The following is a 21,267-nucleotide window of genomic DNA, read 5'->3' as shown; positions in this document are numbered from 1 at the left end:
GACATGCGCGAAGAGTCCCGCCCCGCCCGGGCCTCGTACGACGACCACCGCAACGCGACCGATCTCCTGATGCAGCGGGTCCGGGTCGCACCGGAGCAGGTCGCGTTCGAGGTTCGCCGAACCGCCGACGACGGCGCGTGGCACGAGGTGACGGCCCACGAGTTCCACGACGAGGTCGTCGCTCTCGCCAAGGGTCTGGTCGCCGCGGGCGTCGAGCCGGGCAACTCCGTGGCCATCATGGCGCCGACCCGGTACGAGTGGGCACTGGCGGACATGGCGGCGTGGTTCGCGGGTGCGGTGGTCGTCCCCGTCTACGAGACGTCGGCGCCCGCCCAGGTGGCCGCGATCGTCAGCGACGCCCGGGTGCGGCTCGGCATCGGGGGCAGCGCCGAGCACGTCGACCTGCTGACCGAGGCCCTCGACGCGAGCGATCACCCGACCCTCGGGGTGTGGTCGATGGACGTACCGACCGGCCGGAGCGGGCCGCCGGACCTCACCGCGCTGGTCCGCGACGGCACGCGCATCTCCGACGACGTGCTCGAGGAGCGCCGTCTGCACGCCGACCTGGACGCGGTCGCGACCATCGTCTACACGTCCGGCACCACCGGTGCTCCGCGTGGGGCCGAGCTCACGCACCGCAACCTCGTCGGCAAGGTGCTCAACGTCGCGGCCGGGTACCAGGAGGTCGTCTACGAGGGCGGGAGCACCATCATCTTCCTGCCGCTCGCCCACGTCCTCGCTCGCGGGCTCCAGCTCGTCTGCCTGGCCAACGGCATGCGGATCGCGCACCTGTCCGACCCGCGCGACGTCGTCCCGACCCTGGCCGTGCTGCGCCCCACCTTCCTGGTGGTGGTCCCGCGCGTGCTGCAGAAGATCCGCGGCGCGGCCGCCGGCGCCGCCGAGGCCAAGCACCTGGGCGCGGTGTGGTCCGCGGCGCAGCGCACCGCCGTCGAGCGCGGCCGGGCCGAGGAGCGCGGAGAGAAGCCGTCAGCGTGGCTCGCCGCACGGCACCGCGTCTTCGACGCCGTCTTCTTCCGCCGCCTCCGCGCCCTGATGGGTGGGCGGATCGACTACCTGCTCTCCGGCGCGGCGCCGCTCGACGCCGACCTCGCGCTGTTCTACCGTGGCATCGGCGTCCCGGTGCTCGAGGGGTACGGGCTCACGGAGACGACTGCGCCGCTGACCGGCAACCTGCCCTCCGACTCGCGCGCCGGGTCGGTCGGCGTCCCGCTGCCCGGGTCCACCGTCCGGATCTCCGACGAGGGCGAGGTCCTCGCGCGCGGCACCGGTGTCTTCGCGGGGTACCGCAACCCCGCGGACAACGCCGACGCGTTCGTCGACGGGTTCTTCCGCACGGGGGACCTCGGGTCTCTCGACGACGACGGCCGCCTCACGCTGCACGGCCGCCTCAAGGACGTCATCGTCACCTCCGGCGGAAAGTCGGTCGTTCCCGCCGCCTGGGAGGCCAGCATCGAGAACCATCCCCTCGTGGCGCACGCCGTCGCCGTCGGTGAGGGAAAGCCGTTCCTCGCGGGCGTCGTCGTGCTCGACCCCGAGGCGCTCGAGACCTGGGGCGACCGGGACGGCGTCGGCCCCGCGCCGGAGGTTCCCGCACCGGGCGAGGTGGTCGAGGTGCACGACGACGGTCTCCGCGCCACGGTCCAGAGGGCGGTGGACGCGGCGAACGCGCAGGTCTCGCGCTCGGAGCAGATCCGCAGGTTCGCCGTCGTGGTCACGGACCTCTCGATTCCCGGCGGCATGGTCACGCCGACCATGAAGCTCAAGCGGTCCGCGTTCGCCACGGCCGCCGCACCGGTGGTCGACGGGCTCTTCGCCGGATCGGCGACGACGTCCTGATGCACCCCGTGGCACGCTGGTTCACCGCCTACCTCGTCGCGGCCGTGGTCTTCGGGGTGCTCGACGCCCTGTGGATCACGCTCGTGGCGCTGCCCACCTACGAGGCCGAGATCCCGACGCTCCTCGGCGAGACGATCAACGCGCCTGCCGGTGCGGCGTTCTACCTGTTGTTCCTGGTCGGCCTCGTGCACTTCGGCGTCAGGCCGCAGGACCGGGACGCCGGTCTGGGCTCGCGGGTACGCGACGGCGCACTGCTCGGCGCGGTCGCCTACGGCACCTGGGGACTGACCGCTCTCGCCGTCATCGGTGGGTTCTCGACGCTCGTGGCGGTGACGGACCTGCTCTGGGGCGCTGCGGCGTCGGCCGTCGTGACGCTGGTGACGGCCCTCGTGCTCCGGCCGCGCTGACCCGCCCGGGCACAGCACGAGGGCGCGGCGCCGACGCGCCCCGCCCTCGGCTCGTCACCGTGTGACGAGGCTGGTTGTCACGGTGTGACGATGTTGAACCAGAACTCGAACTCGTCGAGCATGCCCGCGAGCCGCTCCACCGCGCCGCTGTCCCCGTCGACCGTGACGCGTCCGTCGTCGACCATCTGGGCGATGGTCGACGTCCCGGTCATCAGGTCGCTCAGCGCGGGACGGTCGAGCGTGACGGTCGCGTCGGCGTCGGGCAGGTTGCCCGGCTCGTAGTCCAGCGTCGCGTGCTCGACGACGACGGCGTACTCCACCTCGGGATCGGTGACCTTGAGGTTCACCGTCAGGTCGTTGCCGTCGGCCTTCTCGGCGTTGAGCCGGATCGCGAGGTAGTCGAGGAACATGTCGACCGGCATCGCGTTGATCGTGTCCGCGCTCTGCAGGTCCACGGTGGGCAGGTCCTGGACGCCCTCGCGCAGCTCCTTGGCCCCGGAGACGAACCACCCGCGCCACGTGCCGGCCTCCGCCTGGTAGCCGAGCTGCTCGTACGTGTCCGCGAGCAGGGCCTTGGCGCGCTCGTTGGTCGGGTCGTCGAAGACGACGTGGTTGACCACCTGCGCCGTCCAGCGGTAGTCGCCCTCGTCGAACGTCCGCTGCGCCTTCTCCAGGACGGCGTCCGCGCCGCCCATGAACTCGACGTAGCGGGAGGCCGCGGGCTCCGGCGGCAGCTCCCAGAGCTGCGCCGGGTTGCCGCTGTACCAGCCGAGGTAGAAGGCCCAGATGGACTTCACGTTGTGGCTCGTCGTGCCGTAGTAGCCGCGCGTGGTCCACTCGTGCGCGAGGGACGTGGGCAGCTGGATCTGCTCCGCGGCCTCGAGCATCGTGTACCCGGCGTTGGCCGCGTGCATCGTCTGGTCGTGCAGGTGCTTGTACATCGCCTGGGTCAGCTTGAGCTGCTTGACCACGGCCTCCTTGCCCCAGACCGGCCAGTGGTGGGGCGCGAACATCACGTCGGTCTTGTCCGCGTAGCGCAGGCGCGCGTCCTTGATGTGCTTCGACCACGCGAGCGCGTCACGGATCTTCGCGCCGCGGAGCGTGTAGAGGTTGTGCTGGGTGTGCGTCGCGTCCTCGGCCGGGCAGAAGGCGCGGTACTGCTCGATGTAGAAGAACATCTCGCTCGGGGCCTCGGAGTCAGGCGCCAGCTGGAACTCGAACTCCAGCCCGCCGATGTTCAGCTTCTGTCCCGTCTCGGTGATGTCGACCGTCGGCTGGATCAGGGTGGTCCACCCGGTCGAAGTCCCAAGGCCGAGCCCCGCCGTCATCGTCCCGGTCGGGCCGCCCTTGACGAGCGAGCCGTACTGGAGGCTCGTGCGCCGGCTGCAGGCGTTGCCGCCGATCACGAACTCGTCGAGCGTCGCCTTGACGAAGCCCTCGGGAGCGACGATCTGGACCTTGCCCGCGACGACGTCGGCCTCGTCCACGATCCCGCGCACGCCGCCGTAGTGGTCGGTGTGGCTGTGGGTGTAGATCACGCCGACGACGGGCCGGTCGCCGCGGTGCTCGCGGTAGAGGTCGAGCCCGAACCGGGCCGGTTCCGCCGAGAGGCACGGGTCCATGACGACGACACCGTCCGGCACCTCGATGAAGGTGATGTTCGACAGGTCGGCACCGCGCACCTGGTAGATGCCCTCGGTGACCTCGAAGAGGCCGCCGATGCCAAGCAGCTGGACCATCCGCCAGAGGCTCGGGTTCACCGTGTCCGGGGCGTCGGTGCCCTCCTGCGCCTGCGCCTTGTCGTTGAAGTCCCAGACGACGTTGCCGTCGTCGTCCTTGATGACGCCGCCGTTCGGCAGCGAGGCGATGAAGCCGCGGTGCGAGTCCTCGAAGTCCTGGGTGTCGTCGAACGGGAGCTCACGGCCCAGTGCGGCGTTGACCTCGGCAGTGTGGCGTGACGCCGGCTTGTGATCTGACATGTGGGGGTCTCCTTCATCGGAATGCACCGTCGGAGCCTCCAGACAATCAGCGGTGGGAGCACCCTGCAACGGGAACGCTTTATGGCGGGCGAAGGATGTGGAAATGTCGGGGAACGCCCCGCCTACCGCCCGCCGCGATCGTCGAGCCACGCCAGCATGCCCCGGGCCGCCACCACGCCGGTGCTGTAGGACGCCTGCAAGAGGTAGCCGCCCGTCGGGGCCTCCCAGTCGAGCATCTCCCCCGCGACGAACGTGCCGGGGATCCGCCGCAGCATCAGTGCCTCGTCGACCTCCGGCCACGCGATGCCGCCAGCGGTGGAGATCGCACGCTCGATCGGCATGGTCGCGTCCACCGGGACCGGCGCTGCCTTGACCAGCGCGGCCATCGCCCCGGGGTCTCCGGGCAGCGGCCCCGCCTCGCGGAGCAGAGCGATGGCCACGGGGTCGAGGCCGAGCGTGCGCCGCAGCCAGTTGGACGTCGAGTCCTTGGGGCGCCGGCGGCGCAGCCGAGTCTCGAGCTGCTCCGCGCTCAGGTCCGGCCGGAGGTCGACCTCGAGCACGCACTCGCCGTCGTCCAGCGCGCGGTGGATCGCGGCGCCGATCGCGTAGACCGGGCCGCCCTCGATCCCGGTCCGCGTCACCATCGCATCGCCCCGCACCGTCGTCGACGTCCCGCGGACGGTCAGGGCCACGTTCTTCAGCGGCACGCCGGCAAACCGCTCGGAGAAGATCTCGCTCCAGTCGACCCGAAGGCCCACGTTCGCCGGGCGCATCGGCGTGACACGCACACCCCGGTCGACGAACGCACCGACCCACCCGCCGTCCGACCCGAGCTGTGGCCAGGATGCTCCCCCGAGGGCGAACAGGACGACGTCGGACGTCACAGTGCTCACCGAACCGTCCGCGGCCTCGAGGACCAGACCTCCGTCGTCGTCCCAACCGACCCACCGGGTACGCCGCTCGAGCCGCACGCCCAGGTCCCGGAGCCGGGTCAGCCACGCGCGGACCAGCGGGTTCGCGGAGAACGACTGCGGAAAGACGCGCCCGCTGCTCCCGACGAACGTCGTCTCCCCGAGGTCGGCGCACCACGCGCGCAGGTCGTCGGGACCGAAGACGTCGAGCATCGGAGCGAGGGCGTCGGCCGCGGTTCCGTACCGCTCCAGGAACGCGGAGCGGTCCTCGCTGTGCGTGATGTTCAGCCCGCCGTGGCCGGCCATGAGGAACTTGCGCGGGACCGACGGCATCCGGTCGTAGACCGTCACCGTCACCCCTGCGCGCGCCAGCTCCTCGGCGGCGATCAGGCCCGCGGGGCCGCCGCCGATCACGGTGGCGGTGGTCATCGGGCGCGATCCCGGCACGCGGTGGCCCTCAGCATCAGGCGAACATAGCAGTCGGCCGGCTCAGACCGTCTCGGCCCTCTTCTGCCGTGCGAACTTCGCCGGAAGGTCGGGGCCGTCCCACACCTGGATGGCCCGCCAGATCGACGCGGCGATCGGGACGGCGAGCACCGCACCGGTGATGCCGACCAGCACGGTGCCGGCCGTCAGCGCGATCAGGATCACCAGGGGGTGCAGGCTCAGGGTCCGCCCCATGACGACCGGCTGCAAGAAGTTGCCCTCGAGCTGGTTCACCCCGACGACGATCGCGACGACGATGAGCGCCTCGACCGGCCCCAGCGCCACCAGTGCGACCAGAGCGGCCAGGATGCCGGCCAACGTGGCTCCGACGAGCGGGATGAAGGCCAGGAGGAAGACCAGGACCGAGAGCGGGATGGCGAGCGGGACGCCGACGATCGCGAGGCCGATCCCGATCCCGACCGCGTCGGCGACGGCGATGATCGCCGTCCCGCGGACGTAGTTCCCGAGGGTCTGGATGGTCGCCGAACCGACGCGCCGGCCGCGGTCGTACGCCTCGCCGCTGAAGGGGCGCAGCAGGAACTCCCAGATGGCCGGGCCGTCCTTGAGGAAGAAGAACAGGACGACGACCATGATGAAGAAGCCCGTGACGAAGTTTGCCGTCTGCGAGACCCCCGCGATCGCGCCCGATCCCACGGCGCTGGACTGCAGCAGTCCGGTCGCGGACTCCCGGACCGAGGAAATCTGCTCGCTGGAGATCTGGAACGGCAGGTCCTGCACGTAGGACTGCAACGAGTCGATGCCGTCGAGCGCCTGGCTCTGCAGCTCGTCCCACTGATTGACGACGGCGAGCACCACGAGCCACATGACGCCGACGAGAATCGCGACGAGGGCGAGGAGAGCGATCCACGTCGCCAGGATCGAGGCCACACCCCGACGTCGTAGCCACGACACGAGCGGGGAGATCGCCGCCGCGAAGACCAGTGCGATGAGAACCGGGATGACGACGAGAGTGAGTCGCGCACCGATGAAGATCAGGACCGCGGCGACGGCGATGACGGCGAGAACCTGGAGGGAGCGGGTCGCGACGTGGCCGAACCCGGTGGACCACAGCTTCGAGGCACCGCGCGGCTCCGGGTCCGCCGGAGCCTTCGTCTCGACGGCGCGCTCCTCTTCCGGAGGTCGCTCCGGCCGTCGCTCCGAGCGCCGCGCACGACGCCGACCGACCCCACCCATGACCGTCCTCCCTCGCTGGTCCGCGACCTGCGGCCCGATCAGACCGTAGTGCGGCGCGACCGGGATCTGACGGCGACGCGCGGGCTGCCGGGCCCTGTGCCGACGGTGACGCTCTTGATCATCGGCTGCGATTGGCTATTATCGATCTATGTCGATCATCTCGCACGAGTGCGCCTCCACCGACGGCATCGAACCGGGTGTGGCGCTGTTCCGGTCCTTGGGCGACCCGGCCCGCCTGGCGATCGTGCGCCGGCTCGCGGCCGGTGAGGCACGGGTCGCAGACCTGACGGCCGACCTCGGCCTCGCGCAGTCGACGATCTCCTCGCACGTCGCCTGCCTGAAGGACTGCGGCCTCGTGGACGGACGGATGGACGGACGGCGCGTCTACTACTCGCTCGCCCGCCCGGAGCTGATGGAGATGCTCGCCGCCGCCGAGGTGCTGCTCGCGGCGACCGGGAACGCCGTCGTGCTGTGCCCCAACTACGGCGCGGACGCGCCGGTCGCGGAGGCCGCACGATGACCGACGCCTGCTGCGCCTCCGACGAGGTGGCCGCCCCCGAGGCCGACGACGAGTCCGGACGCCTGTGGCAGGTCGGCGAGATCCGAGCTGCGCTGGTGGCCGCCGTCGTCCTGCTGGCTGGGTGGCTGCTGTCGTGGACCACCACCATGCCCGACTGGATCGTCGTCGGGCTCGAGGCGGTGGCGCTCGTGATCGCGGCCAGCACGTTCGTCCCCGGGGCGGTGCGCCGCCTGCTCCGGGGCAAGATCGGCGTCGGCACGCTGATGACGATCGCCGCTGTCGGCGCAGTGGTCCTGGGGCAGATCGAGGAAGCCGCGATGCTCGCGATCCTCTACTCGATCTCCGAAGGGCTCGAGGAGTACTCGCTGGCGCGGACCCGTCGCGGACTGCGAGCCCTGCTCGACCTGGTGCCCACCGAGGCCACGGTCGTCCGCGGGCGCGAGCACGTGCAGATCGACCCCGCCGCCCTGAGCATCGGCGACGTCATGCTCGTCCGGCCCGGCGAACGCGTCGCGACCGACGGCCAGATCCTGACCGGCACGACCGCCCTCGACGTCTCGGCACTGACCGGCGAGTCGGTCCCGGTCGAGGCCGGCCCGGGCGAACGCGTGCTGGCCGGTTCGATCAACGGCACCGGAGCCCTCGAGGTCACGGTCACCGCGACGTCCGAGGACAACTCCCTGGCGCGCATCGTGCACATCGTCGAGACCGAGCAAGCCCGCAAGGGTGGGGGGCAACGCCTCGCCGACTCCATCGCCTCCCGGCTCGTGCCCGCGATCCTGGTCGCAGCGGCGCTGATCGCGGTGATCGGGTCCCTGGCCGGCGACCCCGCCCTGTGGGTCGAGCGCGCCCTCGTGGTCCTCGTCGCCGCCTCCCCGTGCGCGCTGGCGATCTCGGTCCCCGTGACCGTCGTCGCCGCCGTCGGGGCCGCGTCGAAGGGCGGCGTCCTCATCAAGGGTGGTGCCGCGCTCGAACAGCTCGGCACCATCCGCTCGCTCGCCCTGGACAAGACCGGCACGCTGACGGAGAACAACCCGGCCGTCGTCGAGGTCGTCCCCGCCGCAGGCCAGACGACCGACCGCGTGCTGGCCGTCGCCGCAGGGCTCGAGGCCCGGAGCGAGCACCCGCTCGCCCGCGCGATCCTCGCCGCGACCACCGAGCGACCCGAGACGTCCGACGTCGCAGCGGTCACCGGGGCCGGCATCACCGGCACCCTGGACGGCCGTCAGGTACGGCTCGGACGGTCCGGGTGGATCGACGCCGGGCCGCTGGCAGCCGACGTCGCACGGATGCAGGAGCGCGGCGCCACCGCGGTGCTCGTCGAGGACGCCGGGGTGCTGCTCGGGGCGGTCGCGGTGCGCGACGAGCTGCGCCCCGAGGCCGCCGACGTCGTCCGCGACCTCACCCGCGACGGCTACACCGTGGCGATGCTGACCGGCGACAACGAGCGCACCGCCCACGCCCTGGCCGCCGAGGCCGGGATCACCGACGTCCACGCCGACCTGCGCCCCGAGGACAAGGCCGACATCGTCCGCGACCTGTCCGCACGCCGGCCGGTCGCGATGGTCGGCGACGGCGTCAACGACGCCCCCGCCCTGGCCACCGCGAACGTCGGGATCGCGATGGGTGCCATGGGCACCGACGTCGCGATCGAGACTGCCGACGTCGCGCTCATGGGCAACGACCTCCACCACCTCCCCCAGGTGCTGAGCCACGCCCGGCGCGCCCGCGCCATCATGTGGCAGAACGTCGCGTTCTCGCTGCTCCTGATCGGGGTGCTCATCCCCCTGGCACTCTTCGGAGTGCTCGGCCTCGCGGCCGTCGTCCTCGTCCACGAGGTCGCCGAGGTCTTCGTCATCGCCAACGGGGTCCGGGCGGGGCGCGGCGCGAACCGGGGCGTTCGAGGGGCCTCGCTAGGTAGACGGAAACGTCATACACCCGTACACGAGCGTCATGCCGGCAGCAGATCGCCGCGATAGAGCCCTCCGTCGTCAGTGACACCGGAGGAGAGCGCTGCCTCCGAAAGCTGACGAGCCTCAAGACTCTCCACGAGCGTGACGGTTCCGAGATACCAGAAGACGTAGTCTGAGAGCTACCTGGCAACCCTGAGAGTGCCTTTGAACACGTTTGTGAGGACACCCCGTTGAGTACGAAAGCCGAACTTGGCCGGTTGACTCCGGTAGCCCCGCGAGAGGTCTGGCCAAACGAAGCCCGCGACTTCACGCCATGGCTACTGCAGAACGTCGACGTTCTCTCTGACCTTCTTGGAATGGACTTGGTTCTTGAAGTCGCCGAGCACCCAGTCGGCGGCTTCAGCCTAGACCTGTTCGGCTACGACGTTGCAACTGGCGCACCGGTAATCGTCGAGAATCAGCTTGAACCGTCCGACCACACGCACCTCGGCCAGATCATCACCTACGCGGCCGGCACTGACCCGCGCACCGTGGTTTGGATCGCGACGCGTTTTCGATCCGAACACCGTGCAGCAATCGACTGGCTCAACGAACGCACGGACGAGTACACGCGCTTCTTCGGTGTCGAAATCCACGTCGTGCAAATCAACGATTCGATACCCGCCCCGAGCTTCGAACTCGTCGCCGAGCCGAACGACTGGGAGAAAGAGGTCAAGAGCGCGGTTCGCTTCAAGGGCTCTGATTCTCCCCGCGCAGGGACGTATCGTGCATTTTGGGAGCAGGCTCTGGAAGCCATTCGCATCGAAGACCCATCGTGGACGCGGGCCCGCACTACCGCGCAGGCATGGTGCAACACCCCCATAGGCACGAGCGGGGTGGTGATCTCGATGGCCTGGGTCGGGGGCGAACTGGTCACCCAAGTCTACTTCGAATCGACCGACGCAGACTTAAATGCCAACCGTTTCGGCGCCCTTCTCGTTCGCAAGGATGAGTTCGAAGAAGCACTTGGCGCACAATGCGAGTGGGATGCAATGCCGGGACGAAAGGGCGCACGGATTGTCACACGGTCGGGCCTCACAGATGTCGATGATCGAGCGCAATGGCCGCAGGCGATTGAGTGGTTGATCCAGTGCCAGCGCAGGATGCGCGCTGCGATTTTCGCGGCAGGTGGCGTTAACTAGCGGTTGGATCCCTCGACAGCACGGGCCAATTTGGGGTCAGGCTATCGGCGCGAGGGAACGCCCTCCCCATCGCTTCGCTGCGAGCGAGGCCCACCGTTGCATGAGCACGCGGTATTTCCTATCGATGCCTCACGCAACAAGCGGGTCAACGAAAAGGAAACTTTGCACCCGAATCGCGAAGGGCTGTCCAGTGCAGGACTGTCATCCTGCCCGTCAGGACAGCCGCGCGGTTATCCGAACCGAAGCGAGCAAACTTTGGAACGCTCTTAGATTCGCTACTGAATTTATTAACTCAGCCAATTATGCGGATTTCTCGATGAAGACGGTGTTGCATCAACACAATGCCGTCCACGAGAAGGTCAATCCGGGGCGGACACTAACACCTGACCCCAATAGAACTATTCTCGAAATACCTCGACTGGCTCCGACTCGCAAAAATGGCTGCTATCATCCACGTACCTAGGGTCTTCCCACCAGGTAGCAAAGATGGTCCCAGACAACTTCATAATTACCGGATCCTCCCGTTTCCATGATCCGTCGACGAACAGATCCAGAGAAACGCTCTCGCCTGGATTCAGGTCTCCCCTAGTCCCGCCTCCTGGGTAGCCGATCCTCCTACCATTCACTTCAGCACTTACGTCGAGACCAATTGAATCGAATGATACGATCCGATTGCTGTCGTTTCGAATTAGCCCCCCCGACCAGGTAGCCCTATTCAATGTCACCTGTTCTGGGGTGATGGTGTCCTCCGCGCCCATGCGAACCGCAATTCGCTCTGTCACATCATCGACGTTGACCGAAAGGCTAGTCGGAGCTTGGACTACGACCACCCCGCTCGAACACTCGTATGGTTCTTCTTTGATCCGTACGGACTCCGCGTTCGGCGTACCGGACGCGGTGGGCGCGTTCGCTGACCGTGGCGGAGAAGGCGTCTGTTCGCTCGCTTCGCTCGATCTCCGCGTTGGAAGCGACTCAACAGGTTCTGTGCCTGGACTCTTCAGAGATGGCTCGGTTGGAGCGGTCGCTTCGCTCGGTAATGGGACCTCGGTGCCGCCACTGCCATCCACATCGGATGACCGCGTGGTTACAGGGATGCTGCCCGCCACAACTGGATTCGGCGCAGGACTGCAACCACTTACGAATAGGAGAACGGTTGCCCCCACAGCAAGACCAATCCGCAGGCATCGGGCTCGACGTCGGAGGTGCATATGCTCAGGGTACCGACGCTGGGCAAGGCGACCGCGCCTGCACCGTGCAAAGGCCCACTTGAGACAATCCGACCGGGCAACCTACGCACGACGCGTTGAGCCGGATCCTAGTGGAACGGGATCGGTTCAGCGTCGAACGCGACGGCCTGCCTCACATCTGGAGCGGCCCGGTGATCAGGGCACTGCGTCGCAGACCCCGTCGATCTGCGAAGCAAGTTTCAGGAACAGCTATGGCGATGGACGCGCATATTGCCTATCTGCGCTGCCTACCGGATCGGTGATACCGAAACCCCTTGGCACGAGCGGGAGGCAATCGCTAGGTACCCATCGTCTCGAACAGTGTCGACGTGCAGCGCAGACTGCTAGGACACGCCTGCCTACCTTGCTCGATCTCGGGCGTGGCGCGTCGGTCGCGCAAAGTAGTCTGCACGGTCCGCGGCGGAGTCTGACTCAAGGTCCGTGGTTGACCGTGAGCCGCTGACAAGGATCCTGCAGTCTGCTAACCGGAGAGCGGATGCCCAGCGAAGAGCGCCCGCTCATACTCGTCGGCAGCGATGGGCTTCCCTGTCGTGTTGCTGGCTGCTTCCGCCCAGCGAGCCAGCAGCTCGCAGTAGGCGACGTATGTCTCGGTGTACCAGTTGTAGGAGCCGGAGGGGATCGTGGACCACCCTGCGGTGTGGAGTGACTTCGCCACCCTGGCGTCGAGGATCAGACAGGCGTGGGCGGCGTTCCCGCTTCCGACGAAGTAGAGGAACTTCGTGAAGAACGCTGGGCCCAGCCCGGGAATCTTGCCGCCTCCCCGCCGGATCAGCGTGCCGTAGGCGATTGCCGCATCCCCCTGTCGAGCCGCGACCGTTGCTGAGCGGAGGAGCGCCACGCGCTCCTGGCGGAGCTCGGGGTCGGTGAAGGCCGCGATCCGTTGAAGGTTGTTGCGGCGGGACCTTCCAGAACCCCAGGCGAGAACGTGCCACAGCAGCCGGAGATAGTCGTCGTCGGGCGAGCCTTCGTCAAGGTCGGATGCCATGACGAAGAGGTCCCTACGCGTGAGCCGGGGCGCTCCGCCCCCATGGGACGGGATGTCGATCGAGTGCCCCGCAAGGCCAGCCGATTCCAGCTTCTCGTCCCACCAGCTCGGCAAGAGCTGATCCGCCGTGAACCCGTGGTCAAGGATCACCTCGTTCCGGCGGCCGAGCCACGAACCAGTCCAAGCAGGCGGCTCGAAGCCGGGCGGACGTTCGAGGTTGCGCTGGACCATGGGACAACAGTGCCAGCCATCCAGCCTGCCCGACACGAACGACACGTCCCGAAGTCCGCGATCCCGGACTTCGGGACCGCGTATCGCGGAAGTTCGCCCGTGGGATCACCCGGCACGGCCTCGTCGGTGCTGGCCCGTTCTTCGCGAATCCCTGACGACGCCACGAAGCAGAACCTAGTCGCCAAGCCGAGCCCCCCCGGGTAGCCTGGCGCGTCCGACCTACCGATCTTCCCCTTCGAGAACGCCACACCACTCGCCGCCGAGAATCCATGCATCACCGCGGGGCAGGTCGCATGCGGCTGCAGCAGGGGTCGCGTCCACGGCTCGAGCATTGATTCAGCGCTAGTTACACCCCCGTCCAGCACGACTCATGCAGCATGCCTGCGCCGTTGTGCAATCTAGGCTGCACGTCGACAAAAATGTGGACGTGCAGCGCAGATTGCGCGGACGCGCCGCCGTGTTTTGCGTGATCTCGGGCGTGTCGCAGATGTGCGCAAAGTAGCGGGCCACAGGCCATGCTATCGAAGAGCGGCGCACTGGGAATGCCGTCGGCAGAGTCGTGTGCGTAGCGACCGGCTCCTCGTCCAACGCCGCCCGCAAGCCGCGGCATGGTCAGGCCGGTCAGTACCCTGGTCGGACCGGTAGCAGACTCAGATGACGATCGCGCTGGTGAGCCTCTCGGTATTGGTGGTGTCCGCAATACTCGTTCTATGAGCTCTGGCGAGGTAGCTCTCGATCCGAAAGCGGTCGAGAAGTAGTGGGCTGAGGTGGCACCCCTGATCGACGCCATGATGAGGCGGGTCGGTACACGGGGCGGGTTCCCGCTAGAGGCCGGTTCGTCGCTTGTCGGCGACGACCGAGCCTCGGGTCCGTACCCTGTCTCCTACGTTGTAGAGCAAGGCCTGTTGGCCGGCGTGGACCACATTCACGCCGTGAATATGCTGGTCATCGACCAGCAGGTGCGACATCTCGCCGCACCCTCATCACTGTCGGGTGGAGCCCTGGAGAATCTCGCCACCGCCTACTGGGTGCTATCGCCCATCGGGCGGCGGGACCGGGTCGAGCGGGCGCTTCGTTGGCACTACAAGAACTACGCCGACCAGCACAAGGCGCTCGACGTGCGCGGGTTGGCCATCGCAACGCCCGAGGAGCACCTCGCCAAGTTCGACCGCGTTGCACTTCAGAACGAACTCGACCCGAAAAGTCTTCGCCAGGGCTACCTGAGCACGGCAGTCGTGGAGTACTGCGAGGAGCAACTCCCTGGCGAGGTGCCCGAGGGGGTCCTGTCCCCGTGGCAGTTGTCCTCCGGCTTCGCTCACGGACGGCCGTGGGCCTACCTGGACGCCAGCAAGCGTGAGGTCGTTAGCGACGCAGGCAATGCGTGCCACCAACGTTCGGCTCACAAGCGACCTCAGTATCGCCCTCTTCCCGCTACTCGCGGCGATGCGCTTGCTCGAGGCGCTCCTGCGGCTAGACCGCCAGCGCTGCCGCCGACCCTAGAGACCAGCGCGTCGCCTGTCAGGCGGCACACCGTCGATGAAGTTCATCGGCAAGATCAGTGCGTCCGACTTCTTGTTGAGAACTGCGATGAGGCCATCGTCGTTAGTAAGGTCCGCAAGGATCCAGCGCACCAACATGCAGGCGACGGCCACTGCGTACGTGACCTGATACGAGTAGGGGTAGTCCTGCTCGTACTTAAGGTGCACCTGATCGTCATCGCCACCGAGGAAGGCCGTGACGGCCGAATGGGTAACGTGCACCTGCTGAGAAAGCACGTGGTAAGTCGTCTCGAGGAACTTGCCTTCGTCGAGGTCCCTAAGCATGTTCATGAATGGAGGGAGTCGCTTACCCTCTGGCGTCCGCTCGAGCCGCTCGACTTCGGCAAGCAACTCGGTATCGTTAAGCCAGTCCGTGAGCCTTGCGAAGTGGTCACGCCGGTCCTGAATGACCGCCCGGTGATATCGCCCGACACCGCCCTTCATGATGTACACCCACTGGACCGTGACAGCATGCTCCAGCGCAGCCCTCGCCAACGGGACGCCCTCGCTCATGGACCCGAGCTCGCACAACTTGAGGTATCCATCCGCAAAACGAACCGTCCGTCCGATGACACCGAAGAGCAGCAGAAGCTCATCCTTGTGGGTCGCAAGCACCTTGAACTCTCCCCGGTCGCGGAAGTCAGAAATGCACTCCTCGATCCATGCGAGCAGCTCCGCTTCAGCAGGTCGGGCATGCGCCCCCGCAGTGGCGGCTCCACCATCGGTATCTCTCTCGCTTGGGACAGGAGTCGCTGTATCGAACACGAACTCAGACGTGAACATAGCGCGATCCTGTTCGCAACTGCACAGCAAGTCAAAGGCTCGCGGGACTGACCTAGAGAGGTCTTCTGCAATTGGGGGCATTCGGTTGCCAGATCGGGTGGCGACACGTATGCCACAGGGCTCTCGAGGATCGTTCAACAGCAAAGTACCTTGGTGCCAGTCGTGCTCTAGGGCCGATCGAGGAGGATTCACCCGTCGACCTTCGTCCAGTGGACCAAGACGGGCGCGAACGGCGCGAAGAGCCACAGGTCGGACAAGGGCCAGGCGTTGAGGTTCGACACAGGGCTGATCCCTGTAGCCCGCATGAGGATCACGAGAAGACTCTCGCGAACGGCGACGTGGTGGAGCGAGAAACCGAGGTGTAACACGTCGAAGCCCGACCGAACCAACTTCTCGACGTTCGAGGCGAACCACGACTCGGCCACCTGCGTGCACATCCACGCATCGAGAGTTCGCAATCCCTGGTCGGAAGTCCCGCCACTGCTCAGGGAGAAGGAGATTTGCGGTCGTTCGGACACCCGGCGTGTGGCTCTGCATGAGGAGGCCGTGGCTCCGCGCGGCGACGCACCAACCCACCACGTTCGGGCCTCCGGCTCCGAGGTAACAATTCTGGACCGCGAGCAAGGCATCGGGCGTGTGAACCCTCGCGGCGTCACGCTCTTTGATTCGCTCTGGGAAGAACGTCTCCAGGATCGTCGACGTGAACTCTCGATCGGCCGGGACCATCGCGGTCCAGTCGCACTCTCCAGGAGTGGCCCGGGGCTGCGAGCAGTGCGCCTCAAGCCAGAACGCTGTGTGTTCGCCTGCACGGCTGATCTCAAGCACGGCTGGGGTGCCGTCCGCGCGGGCGAGCGCGACGTCGTGCATCGCCGGCTGCCTGTTGTCGTCGAGCTGAGTGCAGGTCACTCCCATGGTCGTCGCGACGGACTCGGTGGTTTACCGCTCGTGTGGATCCAACCCCTTGAGGTTCATAGTTTTCAGGGCCTACAGGCACCCTCGAACTCAGGCCCAAGTCTCACGCTTGCAGGCCTACGCCCCACAACCACCCCGGAACGCACTTCTGATGCGTCAGCGTTCGGCCTTGTGCAAGTTGACGCGGATGCGGTCAGGCCTTCGCTTGTCGGTGTCGTAGGAAGAGACCGTTGCGCCCTTCAGGGACTCAAGGATTTTTCGCAAGTTTGGATCATTGGGCAAGAAAACAGGTCGCTCTCCGACATCGGCTAGTCGCGCGTAATCCCCGCCCATCCTTCGCAGTAGGTCGCGCCGCGTGTCGAGGTCCAGGCCATCGTTGCTCGCGATCAGGGCGGTCACGTCTAGCGGACTGGCCTCTCTTTCGATGAGAGCATCGATATGCGCGGCCTGGACACTCCAGCCGTTCGCGTTGAGGGCTCGAGCGATGTCCTGGGCATCCACACGCGTGGCCAAGGAGAGAAGACCTTCCAGGTTGTCCACGGTCATCTCTTTGATGTCCTGGCTGAGGGGGCTGGTAAGCAGCTTTGAGATTTCGGCAACTGGCAGAGTCCGGACGTTGATGAAGTGTGAGTAGTTCGTGGAGACCTTGATTGCCGATTCGCGGGTCTCCCAGTCAGTCATGAGACTGCTGGCGAAGGTCTCAGCGTCGTCGGCGAGGAGCCCTGCCTCGATCAGTCGGGCAGGTAGCGCACCTGACTCGGGCTCGAGCGCGTCCACGTGCAGCTCGCCTGGCTGGAGGTGCTTCGCGATCTTGATCCGTGCGGGTACGTCGGGGATTACGTCACGTGCGTTGATTATCTGAACCGCGACCTCTACGCGCTCAGGACCAGGCGCAGTGACTTCTTCCCACTCGAGCTGAGGGTGCAGGTCAAGGAAGACTGCCAGGGCCTCGTCGACACCGTACTCGGCGATGTAAGAGTTGACGTTCGAAAAGGTGGGATCGACCCTATTCCCTTGCATGATGTGGTGCCAGGACACATTTGCGATCTTGGTTAGGTCACCCACCCGACAGGGGCACGCGTGGTGGATCAGAGCCTCGAGGTCAGCGTCGGTTACCTGGCTAGCGGCGTCATTGACCACTCCCACGAACTGAGGTCCGGCCTTAATCGTGTGCGTTGTGGCCGGTGAATCATTGAATGCTGCGAGGTAGTCGTTGAGGTGGCGGAGAGCGTGGGTGTAGATGCGAGCGTCGGCGGTCTTGAGCTCGTCGAGCGCTATCGAGGCGCTGCCTGAAAGCTCTCGTAGGTTTTCCTCCGTGACTAGGTACTGACCTTGCGCTGTGGCTACCTCCCGCGCGTGGTCGTTGAACGTGCCGACTGATCCAAGTATGGCACCGCTGGTTGCGATGACTTTGAAGACGATCTTGGCGCGCTGGTCGTCGGACGGGAGCGTGACAGCAGCCAGCCTTCGGTATGTGGCTTCGACGACGTCGCCGACCCGCTCGTCTGCGAGGTAGCCAGCCGCGGTCGGTAACGCGGAGAGCACGGCGTTGAGGGCCCTTTCGCGAGAGTTCTCTGAGGAATGCGGGGCACTCACAGCGGTGTACTGCACGGCTGCCTTCCAGTGCGGGGCCATCGCTGACAGAAGTAGGTCCGGTCGGGCGCCTTCGGCGCAGTAGATCTCGACGAACTCGGACTCGGCTTCTCCCCATGCAGCCAACCGCTCTGCGACCTTCACCGCGGCCCCTGGTCGCTCCGTCAGGAGGTAGTCGACGATAGAGACATTGAAGATGCTGGGGTCCTCGAAGATGTCCGCCAGGTCGTCCTCGGCGCCACCTTGATCGAGCAGGATCTGTCGGACCGATTTGACCGAGAGCTTGTGGGTGGCGTCAGGCTCTCCCGGCCGGATGCAGCGATGCACGTATTCGCGTGCGTCTGGGCCGAGGTGGATGCCGTAGTAGCTCGAGGTGTAGAGCGCGAAATGGTCGGTGATGAAGCCCTTGCGGACCAACTCCTTGGCAAGTGGCGTCAGGAGATGTCGGTCGATGAGCTGGTCGAAGGTCGCGGTCCTCGTCGTCTGGCTAGAACCCTCAGCAGGAGGTGGGGTAGGTGAACCACTGCTTGGCGACCCTTTGGCTGTCTCGGGGTCGTCGAGCACCTTAGCGGAGGGCTCGCTGTCGACTGCAATTGCAAACTCTGTCCTGGTGCACAACTCTTCCCAGGTGTGGTGGCGAAGCGTCTTGATCCGTTCCTCGCATGCCGCCACCCGCTTGTCGACCTCAATGCGGTCGAGTTCCGCCCATTCGTCGGCATTGATCGAGGTCCCGAGCAGTGCTCCGAGTGCAGTGGCATCGAAGACCAGTTTCGTAGGCTGTCCTCTGCCGGTTTCAAGCACGAAGTGCAGCGCGGTGCCTGCAGCGATCTGGGTCCATATCGCCCGATCTTCGATGGTTTCCTCCGTGGCGGCGCCATCCAAGGTCGCCCGACTTTGATTTCCGTAGACCGATTGCAGAGCCGCTCGTAGGGCACGCTGGCGGGAGAGTACGAGGCCACCCAGGTGACGGGCCCTGGTGTCTGCCATCTCGTCGAGGGTAGTCCTCGCGCGTAGTGTGGCTAGTTTCTTGAGTTCGGCCTTGAGGTTCTCGTTGACCAGTCTGCGCCAGTCCACATAAAGGTTGTCGAGACTGGAGGCCTTGTGTCTGATCTTCTCGAAGTCGCCCAGGTGTGTGTTCTTGTACAGCACCATGGTAAAGACCAGGTCGTCGTCGATGCCGTACAGGTGATCGTCGGGTGCAACGAGCTGATTGTGGTAGACCTCGAACTCATTGCGGATGTTGTGGATCAGCCGCATGTCAGCGGTATGGCGGGCTGCTGTCCGGATGAGGCTGGGCGAGATGGTGAATTTGGGGCTCGTCATCACGCGGGACATTAGATCGCGGGCGTTGTCGGCGTTGAGGAACGGCACGACGGGGATGATGACATCAAAGAACTTCGTTCTGCTCTCTAGCTCGATGGCCCTCTCGGCAGGATCAGAGCTCTCCCTTTTATTTGAGACGTCTCCGATGCGTTCGAACACGCTGTCTCGGATCGCGTAGACGAATACGATCCGTGACAGGCCTCCTGCGCTGTTCAGCAGGCCGTTCAATGCACGCAACGTGTCAAAGACTTGGACGTCCTTGAACCTGTCGATGTCCTCGATGACGACGATCTGGACGCCGCTCGCCTGGAAGAAATAGACGATCTCGTCAAGGTACTCATCGAAGTACGTGTCGGACTTCTCGGAGAGATTCACGGTCGTCAGGCCCGTCTCTAGGGACGCACTCATCGCGACGCGCCCGGTGACTAGCCGCCGTATCGCCCATACCACTGCCGCCGCGAGTGCAACTAGTAGTGCGTATGTGGCCCACCAGCGCACGGCGGGGCCTGGAACTACACGCTCCACGACCGGCTGGACCAGACCTAGCAGGAAGGGGACGCCAATGACGACGGCACCCACTACACCGGCGACGAGCCAGTCGAGGCCGTGTCTTGCCTTGCTGGCACGTCGGAACCGTGAGCGAGGGGTCTTGTTTGGCGGTAGCCGGTAGAGCAGTTGCTTGACGACCTCCTTCTGGATCAGGTTGGTTGCATCCGCTGGGTGTTCCCCGCGTGCAGCATCAGCGTCGCGATCGGGTGTGGCGATGGTTGAGAGCGAGAGTTGGACGATGTTTCCTCCTCGCTTCTCCTGAAGCTTCGCGAGGATGCTGCTCTTACCTGTTCCGTAGGCACCAGTGATCGCCACGTTCTTGACGCCGTCGGCGTCGATAGCCCGGACCAGAAGGTCGTAGTAGACCTGATGGTTGTCCTTGAACGCTGCTGACAGGCTCGTGAAATCCATCTGATCACCCGGTGACTGAGTGCTGCCCTTGGCTATCGGATTGTCCTCGCCTACGACGGCGGTCTCCTGTGGGGAAGGCATGGCGACAGCCTCCGTATGCTCGGGCTGTTCACGCGGCACGGTGGGCATGACCGAATGCTACGGATACGGTCCAGAACCCGAGCAGTTCTGTGTGCTCGGCGTGTCCCCGACCGTGCTGGTCAGGGCCGAAGCCCCGCACTGCGCGAATCGACTACTGGCTCCAGGCGCCACCCAGCAGGCAACGGCAGCAGCAGCGACATCATCTGCGCGCGCCTCGCGAAGCGCTAGGGCCTGTCCTGCGAATGTTCTTGGTATGTGTCCGGTAATGTCCGGGTTGTGGGTGTGGGGCGTGGTGAGCTGACAGACGCGGCGTGGGCGCGGATCGAGCCGTTGTTGCCGGTCGCGACCGGTCGTGGTGGGCGGTGGCGTGATCATCGGCAGGTGATCAACGCGATCTTGTGGCGGTTGCGGACCGGGGCGCCGTGGCGTGAGGTGCCGGTGAAGTACGGACCGTGGAAGACGGCGCACGAGCGGCTACGACTCTGGACCGCGGACGGCACGTGGGACAAGATCCTTAGCCATGTGATCGTCAAGGACGACGCGGTCGGAGTTGTGGAGTGGACCTTCTCGGTCGACTCCACCCACGTTCGGGCTCACCAGCACGCGGCTGGTGGGCGGAAAAAGGGGGCTGCAAGACCGCGTGGGTCGCGGACCTCGCCCTCGACGGTGAGGCACTCGGCCGCTCGCGCGGCGGACTGACGTCCAAGATCCATCTCGCGACCGACGGCCGCGGGCTGCCGATGAGCGTGATCTTGACCCCTGGGCAGTCCGGCGACAACCCGCAACTGCTGCCCCTGCTCGAGCAGGTCAACGTCCACCGAGACGGGCCGGGGCGGCCCCGCAAACGCCCGGACCGAGTGCTGGCCGACAAGGCCTACTCCAGCCCCGCCACCCGACGAGCACTACGCGCCCGGGGCATCGCGTTCACCAGTCCCGAGAAGGCCGACCACGCCGCCCACCGACTCCGCCGCGGCACCCGAGGCGGACGCCCGCCCGCCTTCGACGCCCAAACATACAAGGGCCGCAACGTCGTCGAACGCTGCTTCAACCGCCTCAAACAGTTCCGCGCCCTGGCCACCCGCTACACCAAACGCGCCGCCTACTACCGCTCCGAACTCACCATCGCCGCCATCATCCTCTGGCTCCGCGATTCACCGGACACGCCC

Annotated in this window: 13 protein-coding genes; 6 read left to right on the top strand and 7 right to left on the bottom strand. The window is 66.2% G+C overall.

Annotation, left to right across the window (positions count from 1 at the left end; genetic code table 11):
* Nucleotides 1-3 precede the first annotated feature (3 nt).
* On the top strand, nt 4-1,857 hold the full coding sequence (locus tag Q343_RS0100085) for an AMP-dependent synthetase/ligase (protein ID WP_043109070.1): 1,854 nt from the start codon (nt 4-6) through the stop codon (nt 1,855-1,857).
* Entirely contained in the window at nt 1,857-2,264 is a 408-nt protein-coding gene (locus tag Q343_RS0100080; protein WP_029251554.1) for a DUF2177 family protein, read from the top strand. The genes Q343_RS0100085 and Q343_RS0100080 overlap by 1 nt, the downstream gene beginning before the upstream one ends.
* A 77-nt stretch (nt 2,265-2,341) precedes the next feature.
* Here Q343_RS0100080 and Q343_RS0100075 read toward each other — a convergent pair whose 3' ends face one another.
* The 3 genes from Q343_RS0100075 to Q343_RS0100065 form a co-directional block, all read right to left on the bottom strand.
* Nucleotides 2,342-4,243: an alkyl/aryl-sulfatase gene (locus Q343_RS0100075; protein ID WP_029251553.1), complete on the bottom strand. Its 1,902-nt coding sequence runs from the start codon at nt 4,241-4,243 to the stop codon at nt 2,342-2,344.
* Nucleotides 4,244-4,365: 122 nt separating this feature from the next.
* The gene (locus Q343_RS0100070) at nt 4,366-5,583 is read right to left on the bottom strand and encodes a BaiN/RdsA family NAD(P)/FAD-dependent oxidoreductase (protein ID WP_029251552.1); all 1,218 of its coding nucleotides are present in this window, start codon (nt 5,581-5,583) and stop codon (nt 4,366-4,368) included.
* A gap of 60 nt (nt 5,584-5,643) precedes the next feature.
* On the bottom strand, nt 5,644-6,834 hold the full coding sequence (locus Q343_RS0100065; protein ID WP_029251551.1) for an AI-2E family transporter: 1,191 nt from the start codon (nt 6,832-6,834) through the stop codon (nt 5,644-5,646).
* 148 nt (nt 6,835-6,982) lie between these two features.
* Between Q343_RS0100065 and Q343_RS0100060 the strand changes: the two genes are divergently transcribed.
* From Q343_RS0100060 to Q343_RS0100050, 3 genes are all read left to right on the top strand, one after another.
* Nucleotides 6,983-7,354, top strand: a complete 372-nt coding sequence (locus tag Q343_RS0100060) for an ArsR/SmtB family transcription factor (RefSeq protein WP_029251550.1) — start codon at nt 6,983-6,985, stop codon at nt 7,352-7,354.
* The gene (locus tag Q343_RS0100055) at nt 7,351-9,333 is read left to right on the top strand and encodes a heavy metal translocating P-type ATPase (RefSeq protein WP_081829507.1); all 1,983 of its coding nucleotides are present in this window, start codon (nt 7,351-7,353) and stop codon (nt 9,331-9,333) included. The genes Q343_RS0100060 and Q343_RS0100055 overlap by 4 nt, the downstream gene beginning before the upstream one ends.
* A gap of 164 nt (nt 9,334-9,497) precedes the next feature.
* Nucleotides 9,498-10,448 carry a DUF4268 domain-containing protein gene (locus Q343_RS0100050; protein ID WP_029251548.1) on the top strand — a complete coding sequence of 317 codons (951 nt, stop codon included), beginning with the start codon at nt 9,498-9,500 and terminating at the stop codon, nt 10,446-10,448.
* A 1,707-nt stretch (nt 10,449-12,155) separates the two neighbouring features.
* On the opposite strand, the gene Q343_RS0100045 is transcribed toward Q343_RS0100050, so the two are convergent.
* From Q343_RS0100045 to Q343_RS0100025, 4 genes are all read right to left on the bottom strand, one after another.
* On the bottom strand, nt 12,156-12,911 hold the full coding sequence (locus Q343_RS0100045) for an 8-oxoguanine DNA glycosylase OGG fold protein (RefSeq protein WP_155990570.1): 756 nt from the start codon (nt 12,909-12,911) through the stop codon (nt 12,156-12,158).
* Between the two features lie 1,496 nt (nt 12,912-14,407).
* The gene (locus Q343_RS0100035) at nt 14,408-15,232 is read right to left on the bottom strand and encodes a DUF5677 domain-containing protein (RefSeq protein WP_029251546.1); all 825 of its coding nucleotides are present in this window, start codon (nt 15,230-15,232) and stop codon (nt 14,408-14,410) included.
* 188 nt (nt 15,233-15,420) lie between these two features.
* Nucleotides 15,421-15,657: a hypothetical protein gene (locus Q343_RS0100030; RefSeq protein ID WP_155990569.1), complete on the bottom strand. Its 237-nt coding sequence runs from the start codon at nt 15,655-15,657 to the stop codon at nt 15,421-15,423.
* A gap of 643 nt (nt 15,658-16,300) precedes the next feature.
* Nucleotides 16,301-20,149, bottom strand: coding sequence for a YobI family P-loop NTPase (locus Q343_RS0100025; protein ID WP_029251544.1), 3,849 nt, complete (start codon nt 20,147-20,149; stop codon nt 16,301-16,303).
* 234 nt (nt 20,150-20,383) lie between these two features.
* Here Q343_RS0100025 and Q343_RS14285 point away from each other — a divergent pair.
* Nucleotides 20,384-21,267 (top strand): IS5 family transposase gene (locus Q343_RS14285; protein ID WP_428829337.1). Its coding sequence is split into 2 segments (ribosomal slippage), with 882 coding nucleotides annotated over them: nt 20,384-20,731 and nt 20,734-21,267; the frame shifts between segments, so codons are not numbered across the junction. This gene is flagged as partial in the annotation.

This window comes from Paraoerskovia marina DSM 21750 (genome assembly GCF_000701465.1).
Lineage (GTDB): Bacteria > Actinomycetota > Actinomycetes > Actinomycetales > Cellulomonadaceae > Paraoerskovia > Paraoerskovia marina.
This window is presented reverse-complemented; position numbering and strand designations above follow the sequence as displayed.